The organism is Natronococcus sp. A-GB7, from assembly GCF_029688865.1.
Classification (GTDB): Archaea; Halobacteriota; Halobacteria; order Halobacteriales; family Natrialbaceae; genus Natronococcus.
In genome coordinates this window covers 1-22829 of record NZ_JARUKV010000028.1, presented here as the reverse complement: position 1 = coordinate 22829, position 22829 = coordinate 1, and the positions used below count along the sequence as shown (strand labels likewise).

At 65.8% G+C, this 22829-nt stretch carries 16 protein-coding genes, 2 tRNA genes, 1 other RNA gene and 1 pseudogene; 8 read left to right on the top strand and 12 right to left on the bottom strand.

Going from position 1 to position 22829, the window contains the following annotated elements; genetic code table 11:
- Positions 1-4: 4 nt before the first annotated feature.
- From QA609_RS20275 to QA609_RS20265, 3 genes are all read right to left on the bottom strand, one after another.
- Positions 5-922 (bottom strand): ABC transporter permease subunit, encoded by a 918-nt coding sequence (locus QA609_RS20275; RefSeq protein ID WP_278304445.1) that lies wholly within the window; start codon positions 920-922, stop codon positions 5-7.
- Positions 919-1968 (bottom strand): ABC transporter ATP-binding protein, encoded by a 1050-nt coding sequence (locus tag QA609_RS20270; protein ID WP_278304444.1) that lies wholly within the window; start codon positions 1966-1968, stop codon positions 919-921. Before QA609_RS20270 ends, QA609_RS20275 begins: the two co-directional genes overlap by 4 nt.
- 204 nt (positions 1969-2172) lie before the next feature.
- Positions 2173-2772, bottom strand: a complete 600-nt coding sequence (locus tag QA609_RS20265; protein WP_278304443.1) for a TIGR00296 family protein — start codon at positions 2770-2772, stop codon at positions 2173-2175.
- A 105-nt stretch (positions 2773-2877) separates the two neighbouring features.
- Here QA609_RS20265 and rnpB point away from each other — a divergent pair.
- Positions 2878-3472, top strand: an RNA gene (rnpB, locus tag QA609_RS20260) — RNase P RNA component.
- Between the two features lie 287 nt (positions 3473-3759).
- On the opposite strand, the gene QA609_RS20255 is transcribed toward rnpB, so the two are convergent.
- The 3 genes from QA609_RS20255 to QA609_RS20245 form a co-directional block, all read right to left on the bottom strand.
- The gene (locus QA609_RS20255; RefSeq protein ID WP_278304442.1) at positions 3760-4638 is read right to left on the bottom strand and encodes an alpha/beta fold hydrolase; all 879 of its coding nucleotides are present in this window, start codon (positions 4636-4638) and stop codon (positions 3760-3762) included.
- A gap of 91 nt (positions 4639-4729) precedes the next feature.
- Positions 4730-5929 carry a PQQ-binding-like beta-propeller repeat protein gene (locus QA609_RS20250; RefSeq protein ID WP_278304441.1) on the bottom strand — a complete coding sequence of 400 codons (1200 nt, stop codon included), beginning with the start codon at positions 5927-5929 and terminating at the stop codon, positions 4730-4732.
- A 241-nt stretch (positions 5930-6170) separates the two neighbouring features.
- Positions 6171-6243, bottom strand: a tRNA-Arg gene (locus QA609_RS20245).
- A gap of 254 nt (positions 6244-6497) precedes the next feature.
- Here QA609_RS20245 and QA609_RS20240 point away from each other — a divergent pair.
- The 3 genes from QA609_RS20240 to QA609_RS20230 all read left to right on the top strand — a co-directional run bounded on the left by QA609_RS20240 (position 6498) and on the right by QA609_RS20230 (position 9450).
- Complete coding sequence (locus QA609_RS20240; protein WP_278304440.1) at positions 6498-7934, top strand: single-stranded DNA binding protein; 1437 nt, start codon at positions 6498-6500, stop codon at positions 7932-7934.
- Between the two features lie 63 nt (positions 7935-7997).
- Entirely contained in the window at positions 7998-8429 is a 432-nt protein-coding gene (locus QA609_RS20235; RefSeq protein WP_278304439.1) for a histone, read from the top strand.
- A 1-nt stretch (position 8430) separates the two neighbouring features.
- Positions 8431-9450, top strand: a complete 1020-nt coding sequence (locus QA609_RS20230) for a histone deacetylase (protein ID WP_278304438.1) — start codon at positions 8431-8433, stop codon at positions 9448-9450.
- Between the two features lie 21 nt (positions 9451-9471).
- Here QA609_RS20230 and cca read toward each other — a convergent pair whose 3' ends face one another.
- Complete coding sequence (cca, locus tag QA609_RS20225; RefSeq protein ID WP_278304437.1) at positions 9472-10869, bottom strand: CCA tRNA nucleotidyltransferase; 1398 nt, start codon at positions 10867-10869, stop codon at positions 9472-9474.
- 95 nt (positions 10870-10964) lie between these two features.
- Between cca and QA609_RS20220 the strand changes: the two genes are divergently transcribed.
- Positions 10965-11037: transfer RNA gene (locus QA609_RS20220), tRNA-Asn, on the top strand.
- A gap of 317 nt (positions 11038-11354) precedes the next feature.
- On the opposite strand, the gene QA609_RS20215 is transcribed toward QA609_RS20220, so the two are convergent.
- Together QA609_RS20215 and QA609_RS20210 are read right to left on the bottom strand one after the other, a co-directional pair.
- Positions 11355-14390, bottom strand: a complete 3036-nt coding sequence (locus QA609_RS20215; protein ID WP_278304436.1) for a bacterio-opsin activator domain-containing protein — start codon at positions 14388-14390, stop codon at positions 11355-11357.
- A gap of 121 nt (positions 14391-14511) precedes the next feature.
- Positions 14512-15126: a hypothetical protein gene (locus tag QA609_RS20210; RefSeq protein ID WP_278304435.1), complete on the bottom strand. Its 615-nt coding sequence runs from the start codon at positions 15124-15126 to the stop codon at positions 14512-14514.
- A gap of 277 nt (positions 15127-15403) precedes the next feature.
- On the opposite strand from QA609_RS20210, the gene QA609_RS20205 reads away from it, so the two are divergent.
- Together QA609_RS20205 and QA609_RS20200 are read left to right on the top strand one after the other, a co-directional pair.
- Positions 15404-17284 carry a hypothetical protein gene (locus QA609_RS20205; RefSeq protein ID WP_278304434.1) on the top strand — a complete coding sequence of 627 codons (1881 nt, stop codon included), beginning with the start codon at positions 15404-15406 and terminating at the stop codon, positions 17282-17284.
- A 551-nt stretch (positions 17285-17835) separates the two neighbouring features.
- A complete protein-coding gene (locus QA609_RS20200) occupies positions 17836-18435 on the top strand; it encodes a nitrous oxide reductase accessory protein NosL (protein WP_278304433.1) in 600 nt (199 codons plus the stop codon).
- Positions 18436-18642: 207 nt separating this feature from the next.
- On the opposite strand, the gene QA609_RS20195 is transcribed toward QA609_RS20200, so the two are convergent.
- From QA609_RS20195 to QA609_RS20185, 3 genes are read right to left on the bottom strand one after another with little or no spacing between them, the layout of a single operon-like run.
- Entirely contained in the window at positions 18643-19494 is an 852-nt protein-coding gene (locus tag QA609_RS20195; protein ID WP_278304432.1) for an ABC transporter permease subunit, read from the bottom strand.
- Position 19495: 1 nt separating this feature from the next.
- On the bottom strand, positions 19496-20233 hold the full coding sequence (locus tag QA609_RS20190; protein WP_278304431.1) for an ABC transporter ATP-binding protein: 738 nt from the start codon (positions 20231-20233) through the stop codon (positions 19496-19498).
- Positions 20234-20237: 4 nt separating this feature from the next.
- Positions 20238-22127, bottom strand: coding sequence for a NosD domain-containing protein (locus tag QA609_RS20185; RefSeq protein WP_278304430.1), 1890 nt, complete (start codon positions 22125-22127; stop codon positions 20238-20240).
- Between the two features lie 378 nt (positions 22128-22505).
- On the opposite strand from QA609_RS20185, the pseudogene QA609_RS20180 reads away from it, so the two are divergent.
- A pseudogene (locus QA609_RS20180) lies at positions 22506-22829 on the top strand (DDE-type integrase/transposase/recombinase); the annotation flags it as partial.

Sequence of the window (22829 nt, the reverse complement as noted above, 5' to 3'; positions counted from 1 at the left end):
GTCCTCAGTTCAGATCGGCCCGCTCGAACCGCCAGTAGCCGATCGCCAGCGGCACCGCGATCCAGCACAGCAGGACGATCCCGGCGAAGGGCTCGCTCAGGTAGAACGGGAGCTCGCCGCCGACGCGGCTGGAAACCAGCAGCGCCTCGGGATCGCTGGCCGTCTCCTCGGGGACGTCCTCGACCATGTTCTGCCAGCCGAGCATGGGCCAGATGAACTGGCCGGCGAGTTCGCTCGCGGCCGCGCGATAGGCCTCGAGCGGGTTCAGACTCAGGAGGAAAAAGTACCAGTCGGGAGCCTCGAGTCCGGGCAGCTCGCCCTCGAGGAGGTAGTGGAGGGCCGTCACGGCGGGGTGCCAGACGAGCGTGAACGCGATGTAGCTGCCGATCGCTCCGGCCATCGCCTGCATTCGCGAGGCGACGACTCCCGAAACCCCGACCGCGATCGCGGTGAAGGCCATCCCGAGCAGCACGGTCAGCACCGAGAACCCGAGGAAGGTCGCGATCGGGACGTCCTGGAACAGCGCGAGCGCGATCCCGACGCCGACGAGGCTGGCGACGACCGACGCGACGGCGATGACGGCCAGTCGACTGACGAACTTCCCGGCGAAGACGTTCCAGCGACCGTGGGAGAGGCCGAACAGCACCCGCAGACTGCCCGACTGGCGCTCGCCGACGATGGCCATGTAGCCGACGAGGAGGGCCATAATGGGGATGAGCAACAGCCCACCGATGTCGGCGACGACGCCGATGACCTCGGTCGAGTCGGCGTCTGAGAGGTTGTCCGTCGCGGCACCGAGGGCGATGATCCCCATCAGGAAGACGAAGACGCCCATCACGGCCCAGATCATCTTCGATCGAATCGCGTCCTCGAAGTCCTTGCGAGCCAGCAGCGCCGTGCTGGTACTCGGAGTTGGGCTCATCGCCCCACCTCCCTGTCGGCGGCGATGGCTCCAGGGTTAGTCTCATCGGTCGGCTCGCCGGCAGCCGGTGCTTTCGGCGTTTCCGACTTGGTTCCCGTCGCGTCGCCGGCTTCGCTGGGGCTCCGAGCCGACGCCGCGTCGACGCCGGTAAACGCCGAGAAGAGGTCCTCGAGCGTCGCCTCCTCGATCTCGAAGTCGACGACGCGACAGCCCGACTCGACGAGCCGGTGGACCGCTAGCGCCTTCGCTGTCGGATCGGCGTAGGTGATCCGGAGCCGTCCGTCCGCGTGGCCCACGTCACTGACGCCGTCGATTTCGGCGAGTCGGTCGCGTTCGATCGCTGAGCTGTCGGCGACGTCGATGACCAGGTTCGAGCCGACGCCCGACCGCTCGCGAAGCCCCTCGATCGTGTCGACGGTGACGAGCTCGCCGCCGTCCAGGATGGCGACCCGGTCACAGACGGCCGCCACCTGCCCGAGGACGTGACTCGAGAAGAAGACGGTCGTTCCGTCGGCTGCCTCCTCGCGGATGATCTCCTGAAACGTCCGGATGCCGTGGGGGTCGAGACCGCTCGAGGGCTCGTCCAGGATCAGTAGGTCGGGATCACCTACCAATGCCATCGCCATCGCGAGGCGCTGGCGCATCCCCTTCGAGTAGTCGCCGACCGGTCGCTCGGCGTCGTCCCGGTCGAGTCCGACCCGTTCGAGCAGGGCCTCCGGCGACTCCGTTCCTTCCTTCGACTCGAGGGCGAACTCGATGTGGCGATACCCCGAGGAGCGCTCCCAGAGGTCGAACCCGTCCGGGAGGATGCCGACGCGGTCGCGGACGGCGTCGGTCTCCGCGTGGGCGTCGTAGCCGAGCACCGTCGCAGAGCCGTCGGTCGGCCGGATGAAATCGAGCAGGAGGTCAATCGTCGTCGTCTTGCCCGCGCCGTTCGGACCGAGGAAGCCGAATACTTCTCCGGACTCGACGGTCAGCGAGGGTCCTTCGAGGGCCGTCTGCTCCCCGTAGCGCTTCGTCAATCCCGTCGTCTCGATCGCCGTCATCGACCCACCCCCGGATTCGGCGGACGTTCCGTCGGCGGTTCGATCGGTTCGGTGTCGGTTGCGGCCATCACGACTCACGGATCGTTCGGAACGATCGTATAACGGAAGCCACGGCTGTCGGCTCGACACCCGCGAGAAACGTTTATATACGACATCGGTAGCGATCGATGCGCATCCGTCCTTCGCGGCGACTCGCCGACGCGACTACAGCTCCTCGACGCTGCCGTCGGCCTCCCGCTCGCGGAAGACCTGGCCCTCGAACAGGGTGACGACGACGTCGTCGTCCTGCCAGGCGCCCGGTGCGAGTCTGGCCTTCCGACAGGTTCGATCGAGGTACTCGTGTTCGCTCCAGCCGTTCTCGACGGGGACGGTCGGATAGAGCCAGCCGCCCTCGCCGGCGTCGACGGCGACGCCGTGGGTTCCCAGCTCGAGGTCGGCCAGCGGGTCGTCGGTAAGGACGACGTTCTTGACCGTACAGACGGAGACGGTGAGGTTCGGCAGCTCCGAGGGGCTCACCTCCGAGCCACAGGAGTCCTCGCTTGCGGCCTCGATCGCCGCGTCGACGATGACGTGGCCGAGCTGGTCGCCCGAGCGGTACCCCCCGGCACACCCCCGCAGGCTCCCCCGCCCGCGGGTCGACTCGAGTCGGACGAACGCCCCCGTTCGCTCGTAGAAGGCCTCCCGCATGCTGCCCGGTTGCTCTCGCTGTCCGTGTTGCACGTAGGATTCGACGGATTCGCGCGCGAGCTCGACGGCGCGCACGCCGTCCTCGTAGGAAAGGTCAACGCCCTGTCGCTGGGACATACGAATGTACATGGGAATTGACGTCCTAAAACGCTTCCATTCGGCTCGAGGGCCGGCTGGGGGCCGACCGCGGGACTTATTCGCCTGCCGCCCCTACCCTACGCCGGGAGAGAGAGCCCGGCTGCCGCGATGACATCGCCGGCGACGGCGGGGTCACCATGGGACGGCGCGACTCGACGTCGCGTCGTCCCCCCACGTTGCCCGTCCCTCCGGGATGCGCAACGCTCGCGAGGAAAGTCCCCCCACCCGTTCGGGCGGGTGACCGGACGCAAGTCCGGAGCGGGAGACCGCTGGCTCTGGAACAGAAACGACACGTCTCGGCCCGACCGATGACGCGTGCGACCCCGACCGCGAGGAAGGGAAGCTAACCCGCAGAGGGATGCGCGGTCCGACGGACCGTGAAACGTGAGACGGCGCGAGCCGTCGAACGGGCGACTCGGAGCGCCTCCGGCGCGCGAGCCGCCGAAGACGAGGCGGTGCAAACCGTCGAGTCGAGTGTGGTCGCACACGCGCGGTTCGAACCCGCGGGTTACGATCGTCGTAACCGACCACACACGGACGGCCGAGGATCGATGGAACGGCGAATCCTCACCGGTGCAAGTCCGCGCCGTGGTAGCCCGAACGCCCCGCGATTTCGCGGACGGCGCGGACGCTCAGCCGAATGCCGGACCGAACAGAAGGGGGCTTACTCCTCTCACCCAGTTTTCGTCCTCGAGTGGCGACCCCGTTCGTGCCTCTATCGAGTCGATCTGCGGATGGCCGTGCGATCGTCTCCAGGAACGTTCGCTCGTCCGCGGCGCGTAGCGCCGCGCTCCGCTCGTTCACTCATCCCTCGCGCGGCTTCAGTGGACAGTTCTCGCTGTTGCTCGAGCTGCCTACCAGCCCGCGCCACCGCACGAAATGTTCACGTCGTACCGAACTCGTTGATTCTCCCGCCTGTGCTGTTGACTCGAACCGAGCGAGTCTCGCTCCGATTTCTTCGACCCCTCACTCGAGCGCGTCGGCGATCAGGTCCGCGCAGCCGACGTCGGGTTTCGCGTAGGCACAGTGGTCGCCGACGTCGTCGGTGACGTCCACGTCGACGTAGTTCTCGGGACGTGAGCTCCCACTGCGGAACCAGCCGCCGCCGCAGTCGCTGCCGGCACAGCCCAGCCCGCTCGAGAACGACTGGAGGTCGTAGCCGTAGCAGACGCTGGCGTCGTTCTCGGAGTGGTAGTTGTACACCGCCTCGGCCCCGCGTTCGATCCCGCAGCCGTACGCGCCGGCCGTACAGACCGCATCGTCGTCGGCTGCGGTCCCGAGCAGCGAGACGGTCTCGACGCGGCTCTCGAGGGCGGCCAGCGTCTCGAGACACGCGCGACCGCCAAGCGAGTGGCCGACTAGGTGGACCGTCGCGTCGTCGGCCTCGTCCTCGAGCCAGGCAGCGAGGCGCTCGCCGGCCGTCTCGGTGGCGTTCTCGGCGCGCCAGTAGTTGCGGGTGTCGGCCTCCCACGACGCGGCGACGACGGGTTGATCGTAGTCGTTTGCCTCGAGGGCCTCCCGGAGGGTGTTGGCCTGGTCCGTGCTGGTCTCGAGGCCGAGCCAGCCGTGGACGAAGACGACGAACTCCTCGTCGATCCCCTCGAGGTTCTCGGCCGCCGGCTCCGAGTCGGTGAGGTCGATCTCCGGGTAGTCCGCGGGGGCCTCGAGCCAGTCGTCACAGCCGGTGAGTTCGCTCGCGGCGGCCGGCCTCGACGCGGCGCCCAGTCCCGTCGCTCCCGCGGCCGCGCCCGCCGTAGCGCCGAGTAGCTGCCGTCGGCTGACGGGTGCCTGCCCCTCCTCGTCTCTGCCGCTGTCGTCGTCGGCTCTCGAGTGTCGGTCGCTCATGAATACCTCGTCGTTCCGGATCGCGATTCGAGAGAACGTTCGCGACGAGCGCGGGTACGTTCCGTGCAGGCACGCTCCGGGACGGCCGATCTCACGAGAGAACCAGCAGTTCCGTCGAGCCGTCGTCCTCCCAGCCGGCGTCGGTGGTCGCGAACAGCTTCCCGTCGGCTGCGGTGACGAACCCGACGTTGCCGTCGGTCTCGCGTTCGAACCGCTGCTCGCCGACGCGGAGCGAGCGGATCCCGATTCCGCCGTCGATGTCGATCGCGCGGAGGCGGTCGTCCCCGACGTAGACTGTGTCGCCGACGACGATCGGGGGACCGGAGCCCCCTCGCTCGAGGTCGACGCGCCACCGTTCGCCGCCCTCGTTCGTGTCGAGCGCGTACAGCGTCGACCCCGACCGTGCCAGCAGCGTCCGGTGGCCGATCGCGAGCCCGTCGGTTCCGAAGCCGCCGAGTTCGGTCTCCCACTCCCGGTTCCCGCCGATGTCGAAGTAGGTGATCGTGCCGTCGTCCCCGGCGACGGCGACGCCCTGTCCGGTAGAGCGGTCCCTCGAGGTCAACACCACCGGCGCGCTCGCGATTCCGGCCTCGATCGTTCGCCGCCACTCGACGGTACCCCACCGGTTGACGTCGTACAGCTCGCCGCCTCTCGTCGCCACGTACAGGGAGTCGGCGTACTTCGCGAGGGCGTACCGCGGGACCCCGAGCAGCTCCTGTTCCCACAGGTGGTCGCCGCTTCCGGCCTCGAGGGCGTGGACGGCGTCGCCGCCGGCGGCGTAGATGCGTCCGCCGTCCGTCTCCGAGACCGTCACCGACCCGGTGCCGATCACGGACTCGAACTCGTGGCTCCACTCCACCTCACCCGTCTCGAGGTCGCGGGCGGTCAGTGTGTCCACCTCCTGGAAGTAGGCCCTGTCGCCGGCGACGGTCGGCGCACCGTTGTACGTGTAGGCGTCGTTGTTCGGGTCGATCGACCACTGTCGCTCGCCCGTCTCCCGGTCGACGGCGACGACGTCGGTTCCCGTCGTGACCAGCACGGTGTCGTCGGTCACGATCGGTTCGGCGGTGACGAACGCCGAATCGAACTCGAGACGCCACTCGACCGAGGGGTCCTCGCGGGGCGCCGCGCCGTCGGCGACGGTCCTCGAGTTTCCGAGGTCGGCGCCGGGGGTCGACCACGTATAGTCGTCGTCGCTGCCGGGCTCGGCGTCGGTGCTCCCGAGACAGCCCGCGAGCGCCGCGGTACCGGCGACTCCGATCCCCAGAAGGACGTCTCGTCTGGATCGCATTCGGTTCGACTCGCCGTCGTCCCGGAATGAGCTTTGTGCCCGAGCAGGGGATTCGACGGGCCGTCGGCTCGAGCGTCTTCGAGCGGTTTCTCGTGCCCGTCGGTAATCGAAGCGATCGCTCGAGGACGCCTGACAGAAAGCGTCCTGACGGAGTCCAACGCGAGTGAAACGAGCGTTGGGCACGTCAGGACCGAACATAAGAGCGGGCGCTGAACAACGTGAAGCGTCCGCGATAAGTGAGCGTCCTGACGGAGATTTGAACTCCGGTCCCTGGCTCCGCAAGCCAAGAGGATAGTCCACTACCCTATCAGGACTCATCTCTACGTACCGCCGTCGACATTAAAGCCCTTTCGAAAGTATTCGGACGCTGGCCCCTGATTTCGGGAGGGAGTGTCACGCGAACCGCGTACGTTTATCCCGGATGGGGCGGCCAACGGTCGTATGCACTCCGACCGTCGCCACGGTCTCGAGGTACCGCCGTCGTTTCGTCCTACCGTGTTCGTTATTCGCTCCCGGAGCCGTCGAATGAGCAATTCTTATGCGCGGGCTACTCATGAACGAACATAGAATGAGCGACATCGAGGGCGTGTACGAGGACCTCGAGGCGGACGTTTCTCTCGAGGAGTTTCGCGAGGCCGTCGAGGCGAAAGTCGAGCAGATGGGCGGGCTCGCCGACGAGGAGACGGCGGCGATGCTCATCGCCCATGAGATCGGCGAGAGCGAGGTCGGCGGCGTCGCCGACGTCGAACCGGGGATGGAGGAGGCGAAGTTCGTCGCGAAGGTGATCGACATCGGCGAGATGCGGACCTTCGAGCGCGACGGCGAGGACGAGGACGGCCGCGTTGTCAACGTCGAGGTCGCAGACGAGACGGGCTCGATCCGGGCCGCGTTCTGGGACGACCACGCCGCGGCGACCCTCGAGGAACTCGAGGAGGGCCAGGTGTTACGGATCAAGGGACGGCCGAAGGAGGGCTTTTCGGGCGTCGAGGTCAGCGTCGACGAGGTCGAACCCGACCCCGACACCGAGATCGACGTCCAGGTTTCGGACACCCACACCGTCGAGGCGCTGTCGCTCGGCCTCTCGAGCGTGAACCTCGTCGGCGTCGTCCTCGACACCGACAGCGTGCGCACCTTCGACCGCGACGACGGCTCGGAGGGGAAGGTCGCGAACCTCGTTGTCGGGGACTCGACCGGTCGCATTCGGGTGACGATGTGGGACGAACGGGCCGAACAGGTAACGGAGTTCGGGGCCGGCGACACCGTCGAGGTCGTCGATGGCTATGTCCGCGAACGGGACGGCTCGCTCGAGCTCCACGTCGGCAACCGCGGCGCGCTCGAGGCCGTCGACGCCGACGTCGAGTACGTTCCGGAGAACGTGCCGATCGAGGACGTCGAGATCGGCCAGACGGTCGACATCGCGGGCGTCGTTCGCTCGGCGGATCCCAAACGCACCTTCGACCGCGACGACGGCTCGGAGGGACAGGTCCGCAATATCCGCGTTCAGGACGCGACCGGCGACATCAGGGTCGCGCTCTGGGGCGAGAAGGCCGACACCGACCTCGGGCCGGGCGACGAAGTCGCGCTGGCCGACGTCGAGATCCAGGACGGCTGGCAGGACGACCTCGAGGCGAGCGCGGGCTGGCAGTCGACGGTGACGGTTCTAGATTCGGAGGCCGGAACGGGCGCCGACGCGGGCGATGACGACGCGGACGGCGACGACGGGAACGCGGGCCTGTCGTCGTTCGCGGCGGGCGGCGACGGAGCGTCGACCGCGGCGGACGAACCGTCGGCCGACGACGGTGGCGACGCCGACTCGGGCGAACCCGAACCCGGCGAGGAGATCGAGTTCACCGGCGTCGTCGTCCAGGCCGGGGACCCGGTCGTCCTCGACGACGGCGAGACGACGATGAGTGTCACAACCGAGACTACCGTCGGGCTCGGCGAAGAGATCACCGCTCGCGGCGTCGTCCGTGACGGTCGGCTCGAGGCGAGTGACGTGTTCTGAGACGGCGAAAAACGCCGAATCACGAGGAAAAGCGTTAAGGGAGTTAACTCCGGCTATCATGATATGAACGTCGAACTCCCGTTCGCGCCGGTCGATACGATCATCCGGCGGAACGCGGGTGAACTTCGGGTGAGCGCCGACGCATCGGAGGAGCTCGCAAAGCGCATCCAGGAGCGCGGGAGCGAGCTCGCGACCGAGGCCGCCGAGCGGGCGAACGCCGAGGGGCGCAAGACGCTGATGGCCCAGGATTTCGAGGTCGAAACCGTCGTCGACAAGGACGACCTCGAGCTGCCGGTCGCACCCGTCGACCGCATCGCGCGCCTCGAGATCGACTCCCGATACCGGGTCTCGATGAACGCCCGGATCGCGCTGGCGGACATCCTCGAGGATTACGCCGACAACGTCGCCCAGGCCGCGGCGGTTCTCGCTCGCCACGCCGACCGGCGAACGATCACCGACGACGACATCGAGACGTACTTCTCGCTGTTCGAGTGAGATGCAGTTTGGTTACAGCGAGGTCTGTCTCGCACACGATCCCGGCGCGCGCCACCCCGAGGCACCGGACCGACTGCGCGCGATCCGCGAACGACTGAAGCGCAAGCACGGCGTCGAGTACGTCGAAGCCGACCCCGTCGGCGTCGACATCATGGAGGGGGTCCACGACCGCGACTACCTCGAGTCGGTCAGGGAGTTCTGCGCCGACGGCGGGGGGAACTGGGACCCCGACACCACCGCCGTCGAGGAGACCTGGGACGCGGTCAGATACAGCGCCGGGCAGGCCTGCTGGGCCGCGGAGACGGCGCTGGACGGCGCCGATGGACGGAAGACGCCGTTTTCGATCGGCCGACCGCCGGGCCACCACGCGGTCTACGACGATGCGATGGGCTTCTGTTTCGCCAACAACGTCGCCGTCGCCGCCCAGCACGCCCTCGATACCCGGGACGTCGATCGAGTCGCGATCGTCGACTGGGACGTCCACCACGGTAACGGCACGCAGGACATCTTCTACGACCGCGAGGACGTCTTCTTCGCCTCCATCCACGAAGAGGGGCTCTACCCCGGTACCGGGCAGGTCGAGGAGACGGGCGAGGGCGACGGCGAGGGAGCGACGATGAACGTCCCGATGCCCGCGGGCACGGACGACCGAGACTACCTCGAGGCGGTCGAGGGTCCCGTCTCGAGCGCGCTCGAGGCGTACGATCCGGACCTCCTGCTGATCAGCGCTGGCTTCGACGCCCACCGCCACGACCCGATCTCGCGGATCAGGCTCTCGACGGAGGCCTACGCCCTGCTGACCGATCGGTTCCGGGACGTCGCCGAGCGGACCGATGCAGCGCTGGCGTTCGTCCTCGAGGGCGGGTACGGCCTCGACGTGCTCGCCGACAGCGTCGCGCTCGTCCACGAGACGTTCGACGGGCGAGAGCCGATCGAACCCGACGGCGACCGCAGCCCCGACGCGGTCGAACTGCTCGAGGAGGTCGCCGACGCACACGACCTCGAGCTGGAGCTGGACTGAGCGCTCGAGCGGACCGCGTTCTCAGGGACGCGGGTCGAAGTACGCGCCCAGCTGGCGGTCGAACTCGGGGAGCAGCGCCGTCGTCTCGTCCTCAACGAGCACGTCGTACCCCTCCTCGAGGGCCGTCTCGACGTGTGCGCCGAGTCCGACATCGAACAGGCGGTCGCTCTCGAGGAACCCTCGAGCGGTCGTCCAGTTTCGCTTTCGCTCCGCGACGTAGCGATCGCCGTCGATGAACGGGCCGTAGACGTTCGGGTCGTCGGCGTAGGCGTCGTAGAACCCCTCGGCGTGGTCGCGGACGTGAACCGGTGGCCCGAGGTGGCGTTCGATCGCCGGCCGTTCGGCGACAGCCAGTTCCGCGAAGACGACGGCCGTCTCGTCGGCGAACGTGTGCGCCCTGAGGACGTCGAACCCGCGGTCGTCGAGTCCGCCGACGATTCCCTCGAGGGATTTCCGGAGCTGCGGGTAGAGCTGATCGTCGACGAGGTCGGGCGCCTCGAAGCGGACCGCGACGGCGGTCGTCTCCCGATCCGCGAGTCGGCCGCGAAGCGCCGCGGCCGTCAGCGCCTCGGGCTCGCGGGGTTCGAAGTAGTCGGTCGAGGGCGAGGCGAGGAACTGGCGGGCGTAGTGCTGGAGCCGGGCGACGTTTTCGGCGGCACAGACGGCGGCGACGTTTCGCTCGGGGTCGGTCGGGTCGATAACGATCAGCGGGTCGGCAAACGTTTCTCGAGCGTGATCTTCGGGATCGAGTTCGACCGGCGGCTGCCAGTCGGCCGCGGCCTCGAGCAGCGGTCGGAAGCCGCCGTACTCGACGACGAGCAACTCGGTGAGGTAGCCGCTGAACCCGCTGGTCCGGAGGTCACTCCCGTAGGCGCCGATCCCTTTCAGGAACTGCTTGGCGAGGCGCACGTCGGCCGCGAGCTCCTCGTCGAGGCGTTCCTCGAGGTAGCGGTTGTGAAACGGGGTCCGGTCGACGGCCGATCGGATCTCGGTCGCCGACTCGAGGCGAAAGCAGGGGACGACGTCGACGTCGAACCCCTCGACCTCTCCTTTGACGTAGGGGTGTTCTGCGTACTCCTCGTGGCCGTCGGGAACCGTCGCGTGGCCGACCTCGAGGCCGTACTCCTCGAGGGTCTCACGGTCGAGTTCGGGTAGGAAGCGGACGAAGACGTCGATATCGCGATCGCCGCTGATCCACGTCTCCCGCGCCGAGGAGCCGACCTGCAGGACGTCCGCGCCGGGTGCCAGTTCGGTCGCTGCGTCTTCGGCTCGCTCGGTGAGTGTCTCCGCGACCGCGCGCAGCCGTGCTCGCTCGTCGGCGTCCGGATCGATCCGGTTCCGTACCCGTGACAGCACCGACTCGAGGTCGTCGTTCGCTCCGTCCGGCCCGTCGTCGCGGTCGGCCTCGTCCTCGCTCATTACGTCGGGGTACTCCAGCGGTGCGTGAAAGCGTGTCGAACTCCAGGAGGGGAAAACGAAAGCCCTATCAAACCTACCCGATTAGCTGATGATGAGCCGAAGTAGCTCAGATGGTAGAGCACCTCGCTGTTAACGAGGTTGTCCCAGGTTCGAGTCCTGGCTTCGGCGTCCGACAAATTTCTTCGAATTTTCGGGCTAACTGAAACGCGAAGCGTTTCAGTCCTGCTGTTCTTCGAACGTCACCCGCGAGGAGCGATAGCTCCGAGCGAATTTAGTGAGAAGAACAGCGAAACACGCAGGACTCGAGCGCGCGAGTCGCAGGCGGCCGAACGGAGTGAGGCCGACCGTCTCGCACCCGTTCGAGTCCTGGCTTCGGGGTCCGATAAATTTCTTCGAGATTTTCGGGCTGACTGGAACGCCAAGCGTTCCAGTTGCGCTTTTCGGAACCCGACCGCTCGCGAGGAGCGGGAGCTCCGAACGAACGGTCACCTCGAGCGCGATACCTCTACATCAGAGTCGTCTTCGCCGGTGCCGAAGAACGCCGACAGCAGACACCAGTTCCCCCGACGGAGGTGCTGGTGGAGCGTCGAGGAGGAGATGCCGATCGAGTCGGCCAGCTCCTCGGCCGTGATCTTCCGAGGCCAGTCGTAGTAGCCGGCGAAGTACGCCGACTCGAGGGCCGCGCGTTGCTTGTCGGTCAGCTGATCGCCGACGGATTCCCGGAAGGTGTCGGCGGTCGTCACCGAGCGCTCGCGTTCGCGCTTGGCGACGAGCTCGAGCTCGTCGAACTCGCCGTCGAACGTCGCGACGACGTCACGGACGTCGGCGCTCTGCGGGGCCTCGATGACGACCGTCCCCTCGCCGTCCTCGGCGACCGCCGAGCGAACCGCGGTCCCGGACTCGAGCGCGAGCTGGATCATCGAGTTCTCGGTGACCGTCTGGAGGACGAACCCGTCGTGGCGCTCCGAGACCGCGCGGGCGCTTTCGATCTCGGACGCCGCCTCGGCGGCCTCGAGGACGGTCGCCGGCTCGACGCCCGAAACCCGGTGGTAGAGCATCACGCGACCGTTCTCGAGGGGGATCGCCCGCCGGAACTCGCAGCGACAGTCGTGCTCGGCCGTGAGCCGGACGTAGAAGACGGCCGGGTCGCGCAGCGAGAACTCGAGTTCGACGATGGAGTCGGCCAGCAGCAGCTCCCGGCTCTTGAGGGCGTTCTTGGCGAAGCCGACGATCCTCCCGAGGGACTCGAACCCCGCGATGGCGTCCTCGGTGAAGACGTCGTCGCGAACGCTGTTGAGGACGAGTACGCCGACGGTCTGCTCGCCGTACAGCAACGGGACCGCGGCGATCGCCTCGACGTCCCTGGCGGGTTCGTCGTCGGCCCCGCGGTTCTCCGTGATCTGATACTGCCGGACGACGTGAACGTCACCGGTCTCGACCGCCCGCTCGACGGTGCCGCCGGCGATCGAACCGAGCCGGGTCTTCGTCACGGTTTCGAGATAGCCGTCCTCGACGCCGGCGGCGACGGGCGATCCGATCCGATCGTCGACTCCCTCGACGCGACCGATCCAGGCGCTCCGGTAGAGATCCGACGCGACCAGCTGCTCGCAGATCATTCGATCCAGTTCCTCGCGAGTTGTCGCCGCCACCAGTCCGGTGACGAGGTCGTTGTTGACGGCGTTGATCCGATTCAGCGTCTCGAGCTGATCGCGCTGCTGGCGGAGTTCCCGCTCCTGGGTACGCAGGAGCTGGGTCCGCTCGGCCCGAGTCAGCGCGGCACCGATCCCCATCGCCAGCATCTCCGTGAGATGCAGGTCGCTGCTGTCGAGGCTCTCGTCCTCCCGTGCGAGCACCGTGAGAACGCCGTGGGCCCCGATCGGAACGTGGATGCTCGAGTGTTCGAACAGCCCCGGATCGGTCCGTTCCTGCTCGTCGATCACGTTGCGTACCGGCTCCCGGTTCCTGAACGCGCGTCCGGCCAGTGTCGCCTCGAGGTCGTAGGCGGTTCGCACCTCCAGGAGCTCCCTGGCGCCGTCGGTCATCGCGACGCACTCGAGCTGGTTCGTCTCCGGCTCGAAGAGTCGAACGCAGGCGATCTCGAACTCGAGGACGGTCTCGATGGCTTCGGCGCCGGTTCGAGCAATGTCGGTCGCGGTCTCGGCACACATCAGCTCGCGGGCGACGACGTTGAGCGCCTCGAGTCGCTGTTCCCAGGTTTTCCGGTCGGTGACGTCGCGGACGACGCAGACGATCCCGTCCTCGAGTGCGGTGAGGGAGTGCTCCTGGTGGAAGCGGGTGCCGTCAGCGCGCTGTCCGACGGCCTCGCCGCGCCAGTAGCCCGCGTCCAGCACGGCGGGGATGGCGTCTCGCTCGATTCGCTCGACCTCCTCGTCCGGAAAGAGTATTTGCCAGGACGAGCCGACGAGTTCGTCGACGCCGTAGCCGTGCAGGTCGGCGAGCGCGCGGTTTACGTACCGGAGCTCGCCGGACTCGTCCGAGATCGCCATCCCATCCATCGCCGACTCCATCGCCGCCGACCGGTGTCGGATCGCATCCTCGGCGTCGAGGCGGTCGAACGCGGCCTGGATCGTCGACGCCAGGATTCCGATCAGGTTTCGCAGCGAGTCGTCGATCGTCTCGCCGTCAGTCGAGCCGACCGTCAGGAGCCCGATCTCGCCGAGGGGCACGACGAGCCGCTCCTCGAGCCCGATCTCGGGATGTGCGGATCGGTCGACCGCATGGTACGTTTCGACGAGTCTGGCGTCTCCCTCGCGGAAGACCTCCATCTCGACCGTTCCGGGGAGGATCGGCGCGATGTCTGCCGCGGCGCCGTCGTCGACGGCCGACGAGCGAACCGATCTGCTGGCGGCCAGGGGCTCGAGTAGCTCCTCGTCGGCGTCGAACCGCCACACCGCGGCGTAGGACCGCCCGAGCACCGTCTGTACGAGATCGACCGCGATCCGTCCGACGTCACCCCTCGTCTCGGCCGCGTGAAGTTTCCGGCTCGCGTCGTAGAGCGCCTCGAGCCGGCTCTCGTCGACGTCGCGTTCGCTTCGCGCTTCGGACCCGGAGTCCGAACGGCGGCCGTCGATCTCGATCCTCGTCGGCGGGCGGTCGCGGCTCGGTCGCCGGTTCGGGGTCGGTTCGGGGTCCGTCCGAACGACGACCGTGCGGTAGCGCTCCCCGTCGATGTCGACCGTCGCCGCGGCCAGCTCTACGGGGATCGAGCGCCCGCTGCTATGGGCGAGTTCGCAGTCGATCCGGTCGCGTGTCCGGTCGACGTCGGCTGCCGGCGCCCGCTCGAGAATCCGCTCGAGCGGGCTCGATTCGCCCTTCGGAAAGAGGCGGTCGATCGATCCCTCGAGGAGTTCCTCGGCATCGTAGCCGAGAAGTTCGGGCACGTGCGAGCTCGTGAAGACGATCGTGCCGTCGGTGTCGAGAACGACGAGTCCGTCGGCACCGGTCTCCACGACGTCCCTGAAGAGCGGATCGTCGACCGACGAGGGAAAGCGTGTCGTCATATGTCTCTAGAAGGTCTCCATGGTGCATAACCGTACACCAATAGACACATTTTCCGCACACTCCAGTGCTGCGTGGTAACTCCAGTGGACGGTCTCCGCTCGAAGAGGGTTGGGACCGTCGTCACGAATCCGCCCTCCGATCCGTTTCGGCGACGATGCGAACGTCGTCACCGTCCTCGAGGACGTACCGCTCCGGATCGACGGGGTCGCCGTTTACCGTCACCGAGACGGTCGTCCCGGCGTCGTCCTCGTCGTACACCTCGCCGTCGACGGCGAGGGAGTCCTCGGCGAGTTCCATCCCGAGCGTCGCCATCGCGTACTCGAGGGTGACGCCCTCGCAGTGGACGTGCCAGACCTCGGCGTTATCGTAGCCGTGGAAGTGGAAGCAGCTGTCCCGCTCGATGTACTGCGGATCGTCGAAGTCGACGACCGACCCGTCGTACTCGAGAAGGATATCGCCGTGGAGGTGGGTCGGACTGTCCGCGTCGGGTTGCTGTACCGCCGCTGTCTCGACCGGTGCGGGCATCAGGAAGATCGCCAGGTACGCGACGACGAACAGGACGACGACGGCGACGCCGAGGACGTACGGCTTGACGTTTCTGGACGCGGTGCGGCCGTGTTCGTCGACGAGCCGGCGGTCCAGGCCCTCGAGGTCGCCGTCGTGCGCCCGCTCGAGGTGCGAGACGTACTCGTCGTCGGCAACCGACTCGCCGCAGTAGGGACATCGTTTCGTCATCGCTGTTCGATACGAACAGTCACTCTCCGGACCGACATGAACGGGGAACGAAGAAGTGGGTGGATCCTTCGACACGGGTCGCACCCGTTCGGACCGGGATGGGGCGCACCTGTTCGGACCGGGACGGTCGATGGTAGCCGGTCACGATCGGCGTCAAGAACCGCAGATCGCCCCCGTTCTTCCCGAAGCTTCGCCGCCCGTTCTTGAGCGTGCCGAACAGAGGTGGTGGTGAGCTGCTCGACGGCGCAGCCTATCAGACGAGGCGACGAACAGGAACATGATTCAGGAACTCAGCGTACTCACGGCCATCGGACTCATCGTGCTCGCCGGCGCGATCGGCGCCGGCAGCGTCGTCGGTCCAGACGACCACGTCGTCGTCTACACGCTGGACGACGAGCGATGCGACGTGAGCGAACAGACGGACGAGCAAATCGCCACCGAGACGGACCTCGACGAACGGGAGAGCGAGAGCCAGAGCGACCGGGAGCGTGGCAATCTCGACCATAGCGAGAGCGATAGCGAGCGCGACCTGAGCGAACGCGACAGCGCGAGTGACAGCGCGAGCGACAGGGACCTCTCCGAGAGCGAGCGCAGCGACCGCGCCAGCGCCAGCGACAGCGCAAGCGAGGACGAGCGGATCGATTCCGAGCTGAACGACCGCGACGAACAGCGCGACAGCTCGAGCGAGCGTGACGCCAGTGCCGTCGACGAGAGCGACAGCGACCGCTCCGAGCGGACGGTCGACGACACCGACGTCGAGAACGAGCGGGACGACCGCGAGCACGAGCGCGACGCGAGCGACGCCAGCGAGGGCGAGCGCGAGAGCGACAGCACCCACAGCGAGCACGACAGCCGCGACGGGGACAGCACGTACGACGAGGACGAGACGACCCGGAGCGAACACGACGAGCGTGAGGCTGCGAGCGACAGCGAATCAGCCGAGTCCGAGCGCGACGCCAGCTCGAGCGACGTCGACGCCGACCGCACCGACCTCGAGGTAAGCGAATCCGAACGGGGCGACTCGAGCGAGAGCGAAGCAGAGCGGGCGTCGGACTCGAGCGACCGCGCGGAGAGCGAGCGCGACGCCGCCGAGACCGAATCGGCCGAGAGCGACGCCGAGCGCGACGCCAGTGAGAGCGACTCGAGCGAGAGCGAGTCCCAGGAACGCGACGAAAGCGAGAGCAGCGCCGAAATCGACGAGCGCGATCGGATCGACGACGGCGACCGCGAGCGCTTCGACAGCGTCGAGAGCGAGGACGTCGGCGACCGCACGGTCCGCGACGAGATCGACCGCGAGGAGGCCGAGTCGGATCTCAGCGAAAGCGAGCGCGAGTCGGCCGAGCACGCGTCCGACGAGAGCGAGCGCGACGAAACCGCGAGCGACGAACGCGAGACCGAGTCCGACCGGGAGGCCGAGGAGGGCACCGAACGGGACGCCGAGCGCAGCGAGTCCAGCGACCAGGGCGCCGAGAGCGACCGCGACGTGAGCGAGCGTGACGCCAGCGAGGGCGAGTCCGAGCGCGAGCGCGCCGCCTCCGGCAGCGACGAGAGCGATCGCAGCGTGAGCGAGACCGACAACGACTCCGCCGAACGCGACCTCGAGACGGCGGACAGCGAGGCCGAGCGCGACGCCAGCGAGTCCGACGAGTCCGAGCGCGCCAGCTCGAGCAGCGAATCCGAGCGCGACGGCAGCACCGCTACCGACGAACTCGAGGAGAGCGACCGCGATCGCAGCGAGGAGGCTGCCTCCGAACTCGAGACCGACAGCGAGAGCGACACCGGCACCGACGAGCGCTACCAGTCCGAGTCCGCGAGCGACGAGGCGAGCGATCGGGACAGCGCCCACGACTCGAGCGACCGCGATCTGAGCGAGAGCGAGCGCGACAGCGCCGAGGAGAGCGAACGCGACCTCAGCGAGGCCGACAGCGACCTCGACACGCGCGAGACGACCCGAAACGACAGCGACCGCGACAGCGACACGCGCACCTCACAGAGCGAAACCGAGGACACGACCCGCGAGCAGCAGTCCGACGAGGACTGCGAGACGGTCTCCGAGCGCCTGCTCGTGACCGACGACAGCTACGACGAACTGCGGGAGAAGGGCGCGATCGAGGAGAACGACGACGGGACGTTCGACGTCGACGTCTCCAAGCTCTGAGCGTCGCCTCTTTTGCGATCGCTTTTTTCGTTGTTCGACTTCGAAGCGCGGCTTTCCGGTTCGGGATCGAACGTGATCGCGAGAAACCGGCCATCGTCGTTGACTCCGCTCTCGAGGCTGTTGGCCTGAACAGTCGAAATCGAATGCATCAGCGGCGCACATTCGGCAGGGCAGGTCGCGAAGAACGTCGTGCAGACGAGACACTCCTCGTCGATACTGTTGACGTCGACAGATGTTTCCAGCAGGGGATCAGGAAGCTCGAACGTCGGAAAGGAGTCGCCGTAGGTCGGATACGAGGGATCGCTTGAGCGTTCTCACCCGGCGAGTCCACCACCACCTCGCCGGACGGTTCGTCGCCGATCCGTCCGGTCAGACAACCGGCGATGGGCGCAAGACAGGCAACCGTACCACTAGCGAGAAGATCGCGTCGATTCATCGTGTGATGCTAGTGTTCGTGTTCTGAAGAACGACCTGGTGCAATCAACTAATTCACGGCGTTCGTTCGATAACTGAACCAGACTCGACTTACCAGTCCAGTCACAATAGCTAGTATGAACGACCGACCAGCTCGGCTGTTTTCCCGTAAGCACCGCCCGACACGACGAACGTTTCTCGCTGGGAGCGCCAGTCTCGGCGTCACTGCGATGGCCGGCTGTTTCGGTGACGATGGCGACGACCACCCAGATCCGATTACGATCGACGATGACAAGGACTGCGATCACTGTACGATGGCGATTGGCCAACATCCCGGACCGGTGGGGCAGGCGCACTACGCCAATCCCGAGGACGTCCTCGATGAGGACCGGCCGGCACAGTTTTGCAGCTCGCTGTGTACGTACACGTTCACCTTCGAGCAGGAGGACGCCGGCCACGAGCCGGAGGTGAGTTACCTGACCGACTACTCGACTGTCGACTATACCGTTGAGGAAGGTGACGACGGGTTGGAGATCAGTAACCATCTCGAAGACGAAGCGTTCGCCGACGTCGGCGGCCTCACGTTGGTCGTTGACAGCGAGGTCGAGGGAGCGATGGGATCGTCGATGATCGGCTTTACCGACGCTTCCGAGGCCGACGACTTCCAGGCCGAGTACGGTGGTGATACGTACGAACACGAGGACGTGACCGCCGAACTCGTCATGTCCTTAATGTGAAACCTCGGGGTCAAGCGGTTCGAGACGCCGAATGCGCCTCGTCGTCAATCGAACCTTCGGTTTCGCCGACGTCCCGGAACGAAGTTCCACTCAGTCACGAAAATCTTCGATTTTCGACCGATCCCGAGGTACTCGGCCTGCTCTGCCTGTAGACTCGTTTCTCCGTTTTCTCCTGATACAGCGGCGGTGAACACGCCGTAGAAGATGTCAACGGCTGACGCTCCAGACGGCAACGGCGAGCGATCCCGCGGTCCAGGCGGCGAGTCCGAGAATGCTCGCGACAGGCGAGGCGACTCGCGGCCCGGTACCCGATGCGACGGTGACCACCGTCTCGAGGACGAGCCCGCGGTACGCGCTCAGCGGACTGACCGCGAGCGAGTGGAGGAGACTCTCGTCACCGACTACTCCCTCGGTGAGTCCGTAGACGAGCGCCAGGTCGAATCCGACGAGCAGGACAACGAGCGCCACTATCGACAGTCCGAGCGCGCTACGTGTCGTGCTGACGAGCGAGGAGATCGCGAGTGCAATAGCAAGGACGACGAGACCGAACAGGAGGGTCAGCACGAAGAACCGGGCAAACAAGAGCGGCGAATCGGCACCGGTGTGTGTCGCGTAGATCGAGAGCATGTCGCTATCGGTGATTGCGACGGCGACTACCGCAAGCAGTAGCGGAACGGAGATCGCCACGACCAGTCCAGCGGCGCGGCCCACGTACACGCCGAAGACAAATTCGCGTGGCGAGATCGGATACGTCTCGAGAACGTCGAGCTCTCCTCGCTGTTCATCGGCGAGGATCGCCCGGTAGCCGAAGGCGACGGCGACGATTGGGACGAGCAACTCGAGAGGGGTCAGGAGATCGACGGCTGTCGGAAGGTATCCCGCCGCGTAGCCGCCGCCAATCCAGGTGATGCCGATGACGACGGCTGTCAGTGCGGCCGTGAGCAGATAGAAGGTTCGGGTGCGAGCCACTGTCCGGAGCTCTCGATCGATGACCGTTCCTAGGCGGTGGCTCGTCGACGGTGATCGCTCGCTGGCTGACTGTGCGGATTCGTGTTCCATACTACGAACTCACCCCCTGTACTCGAACGGTCCCTTCTTCGGCAGCGATCGAGTCTTCGTATACCGCACGCAACGACCCGACACCGAGTTCCGCTCGGATCGCGGCCGGCTGACCGTGGCGAACGATCTGCCCGTCGTCGAGTATCAGAACGTCGTGCGCAGTCCGGTCGACCAGTTCAAGATCGTGGGAACTCAACAGGACCGCCGTTCCCGCGTCGGCGAGCTCGGTCGCGATCTCGAAGACGTGTTTACTCATCCCGGGATCGAGCCCGCTCGCGGGTTCATCGAGCACGATAATCGGAGGATCCCCGATCGTCGCCTGGGCGATCCCGACTAACCGAGTCATTCCACCGGACAGCGCCTCGACTGGCCGCTCGGCTGCATCTCCGAGACCGACTTGTTCGAGTCGTGTCCTTGCGTCGGTCTCTCCGGCGCCGACCAGCGAAGAGTAAAACTGCAACGTCTCGAGGACGGTGAACCCGGGTCGGAAGGCGGGCTGTTGTGGAAGATAGCCGATCCGACGGGTTGCGTTGGCGTCCCGGTAACGAACCGAGCCGTCAGTCGGTTCGAGCAGGCCGGCAAGGACGCGAAGGAGCGTCGTCTTTCCGGATCCGTTCGGTCCGATCAGTGCGGTTACCGTCCCCTCCTCGAACGTAGTCGTGATATCGTTTAGCACCGCGACGCTGCCATAGTCGTAGTCGACTGCCGTAACCTCCAGTAGTGGTGTGTGTCGTGTCATGAGTTCAGTAAGCTGGGGTGTCACAGGACCATGTCTGGTCTTCCCATTCCGTCTGTTCGAGTAGATCGGGGTTGTTGGGATCGCACGTCGGTGCCAGATCGACGATGCTTCCGGTTCGCATTCCGGGAACACTGCCCTCGAGGCCGGCGAGGGCTTCGAGAGCGGGTGCTTGTGCAAGCGTCGGCGTCCCGTCAACCCGGTGTAACCGCTGGTCGACGGGATCGGTCGGCGAGTAAGATCGGTCGATCGTCCGTCCGTCATCGGAGCCGACCGCTCCCTGCCAGTAGTTGCCGGTCCCGTTAACCGTCCAGACTCGAAGCGGGCCGGAACTCGCCGTCGCGTGTCGCTCGTTTTCGACGAAGTCGTTCTCGAGCACCTGGTTCGTCGGCAACAGTTGATTGATGTCGGCCCCGATCTCGTTGCCAGCGATGACGTTTCGCTCGTAGATCGAGTTCGTCGCAGAGACCCGCAACCCGATTTCGCTGTCCGCGAGAACGTTCCCCGCGACATACGAGTCGCTCCCACCGGGAGAGAGCGCTTGCTCCGTGTCACGAATGTCGTTGTCGACGATCGCGTTGCGCTCCGGACCGGTCATAACGAAGATCCCCGTGTTAGATTGCTCTCTGAGCTGGTTGTTTCCGAGCAACGCGTCCGACGTGTGCATGAGATGGATCCCTAATCGGTTCCCCTCGAGTTCGTTATCGCGAACGACGATCCCGTGGGAGTTGTGGGAGTATACTGCGTCTCTACCGTCGTACACAGTCGTCTGCTCGACTACGCCGGGGGTACGAAACATGAGAATTCCGGCGTGTCCGTCCTCCCAGTCGGCCGGGCTGTGGACGGTGACGTTCCGAACGACCGATTCGCCGCTGCGTCGGAGGAGGATACCCGTTACCGACGAATCGACGGTAACGTCCTCGATTAAGGACTGGTTTGCGGTATGGACGGCGATTCCGGCATCGCCCCCCGCGTAGTTCCGCTCGAACCGTTCGTCCCACTCACCGGTTTCGTTCTCGGTTCCGGGTAACTCCGCATCGCCGTCTCGCTGTGATCCTTGCGAACCCGAGCCGGTAACCGTCAGTCCGACCACGGCGGTCCGCTCTGCGGTCGTCGTGATGACCGATCCGGTGCCGTCACCGCGGACGGTCACGTCACCGTCGCCGCGAAGCGTCACCGGTCGATCGATCTCGAGTTTCTCCTCGTACTCGCCTTCGGGGACGACGACCGTCGTGTTCGCGGGCGCCTGCTCGATCGCTTCCTGAATCGTCTCCGTATCGTCGCCGACCACGGTCGAAACGGGTCGTTCGCGAAGCGATCTCGCGGATTCGACGTGTTCGTCGGCCTCCTGGTGTTGGCCATCGACCCGGTCACGAACGACGCTGGCATCGTCCGTTTCGAATCGCTCTTCGAGCAGCTCGTCCCACGTGAGCACCGTTCCGCCGTGGGTGTCGGCGAATGTAGTCGCGTCGTCGCGCTCCGAGAACGGGATCGGTGTCTCTCCGCTTGGCGTCCTCGCATCGCTTCCGTGAACGTACCACGCGTCTTCGCCGTCGACCCAAGACGGAGTAGTGTTGGGTATCGGATGCCCCTCCTCGGCTAACTCGAGATCTACGCTCGAGTAGTCCGTAACGTAGACCGTCTGAGGATAACCGAACCGTTGGGTATGGGCCTCCTGACGCTGCGTCTCGACGAATCGCTCCACGCCATAGTAGCCGACGACGTACTCGTACTGTGAGTAGAACACCTGTGCTTTCGGCAGTTCGACTCCCTCCTCGAGTCCGTACTCGTCGTCTGGAGCAAGACCCATAGAGACTGTATCGTCGAAAGGCGCTGGTTTGGGTGCTGTCGGTTCTACATCGATTATGAAGATACCCATCGCAGCGAGAGCCCCCATTCCGAGAACGACTCCCACCAACACGATGCGCCAACGAAATCTGGGCACGGTCAAATTTGGGCTGCTTCGTACCTATACCGTCTGGTATACCCTTCGAATCGAATAGGCTCGACTACGGCGCACGCTGGTCTCCGACTTGCGGGCCGATCGGCTCTGTTGAAATCCTCTTCGTTGGACACTTACTCTCGTGAAGCTATTACACACTACTCCTGCGGATTGAGTAGTGTTTCCTCAGAGTAGTACCCACGGCATGCTACTGATAAAGTTGAAAATCACTTCTGAGACAACTCGGATGTCGGCACTGTCTAGTCGAGCCAGGTTGAGAAACGAGCAGGTCGTTGGGCGAATTTGTTGAAATGCTCGCAGACCTGCTCAGCGAACGTCGCGTTATTTGATCGGCGTGGTACGGATCCGGCGACTGCATTTCTACATGGACTTCGCGAAAAACACGACTCTCGGATGCTGAGTTCGTCGTCGATCAATTTGGCTATCGGGCTGCCCCCTCTCGATTAGGGTTGAACAGTCAGGTGAACTATACCGACCGAAATCTCGTCGAAAAGTGGTTTTACACCCTCAAAATGCGAGTCGACCGCTTCCATACTTTGTGGGTGGGCAGTCGAGCAAGCGTACGCGAAAGCATTGAACAGTTCATGCCCTATTATAGCCGCCAGAGACCGCATCAGTTACTCGATGGAAAGCCGC

Excerpts from the sequence above, each read along its gene's own strand:
- QA609_RS20275 (WP_278304445.1), bottom strand. The coding sequence starts at position 922 with ATGAGCCCAACTCCGAGTACCAGCACGGCGCTGCTGGCTCGCAAGGAC.
- QA609_RS20270 (WP_278304444.1), bottom strand. The coding sequence starts at position 1,968 with ATGACGGCGATCGAGACGACGGGATTGACGAAGCGCTACGGGGAGCAG.
- QA609_RS20265 (WP_278304443.1), bottom strand. The coding sequence starts at position 2,772 with ATGTCCCAGCGACAGGGCGTTGACCTTTCCTACGAGGACGGCGTGCGC.
- QA609_RS20255 (WP_278304442.1), bottom strand. The coding sequence starts at position 4,638 with ATGAGCGACCGACACTCGAGAGCCGACGACGACAGCGGCAGAGACGAG.
- QA609_RS20250 (WP_278304441.1), bottom strand. The coding sequence starts at position 5,929 with ATGCGATCCAGACGAGACGTCCTTCTGGGGATCGGAGTCGCCGGTACC.
- QA609_RS20240 (WP_278304440.1), top strand. The coding sequence starts at position 6,498 with ATGAGCGACATCGAGGGCGTGTACGAGGACCTCGAGGCGGACGTTTCT.
- QA609_RS20235 (WP_278304439.1), top strand. The coding sequence starts at position 7,998 with ATGAACGTCGAACTCCCGTTCGCGCCGGTCGATACGATCATCCGGCGG.
- QA609_RS20230 (WP_278304438.1), top strand. The coding sequence starts at position 8,431 with ATGCAGTTTGGTTACAGCGAGGTCTGTCTCGCACACGATCCCGGCGCG.
- cca (WP_278304437.1), bottom strand. The coding sequence starts at position 10,869 with ATGAGCGAGGACGAGGCCGACCGCGACGACGGGCCGGACGGAGCGAAC.
- QA609_RS20215 (WP_278304436.1), bottom strand. The coding sequence starts at position 14,390 with ATGACGACACGCTTTCCCTCGTCGGTCGACGATCCGCTCTTCAGGGAC.
- QA609_RS20210 (WP_278304435.1), bottom strand. The coding sequence starts at position 15,126 with ATGACGAAACGATGTCCCTACTGCGGCGAGTCGGTTGCCGACGACGAG.
- QA609_RS20205 (WP_278304434.1), top strand. The coding sequence starts at position 15,404 with ATGATTCAGGAACTCAGCGTACTCACGGCCATCGGACTCATCGTGCTC.
- QA609_RS20200 (WP_278304433.1), top strand. The coding sequence starts at position 17,836 with ATGAACGACCGACCAGCTCGGCTGTTTTCCCGTAAGCACCGCCCGACA.
- QA609_RS20195 (WP_278304432.1), bottom strand. The coding sequence starts at position 19,494 with ATGGAACACGAATCCGCACAGTCAGCCAGCGAGCGATCACCGTCGACG.
- QA609_RS20190 (WP_278304431.1), bottom strand. The coding sequence starts at position 20,233 with ATGACACGACACACACCACTACTGGAGGTTACGGCAGTCGACTACGAC.
- QA609_RS20185 (WP_278304430.1), bottom strand. The coding sequence starts at position 22,127 with ATGGGGGCTCTCGCTGCGATGGGTATCTTCATAATCGATGTAGAACCG.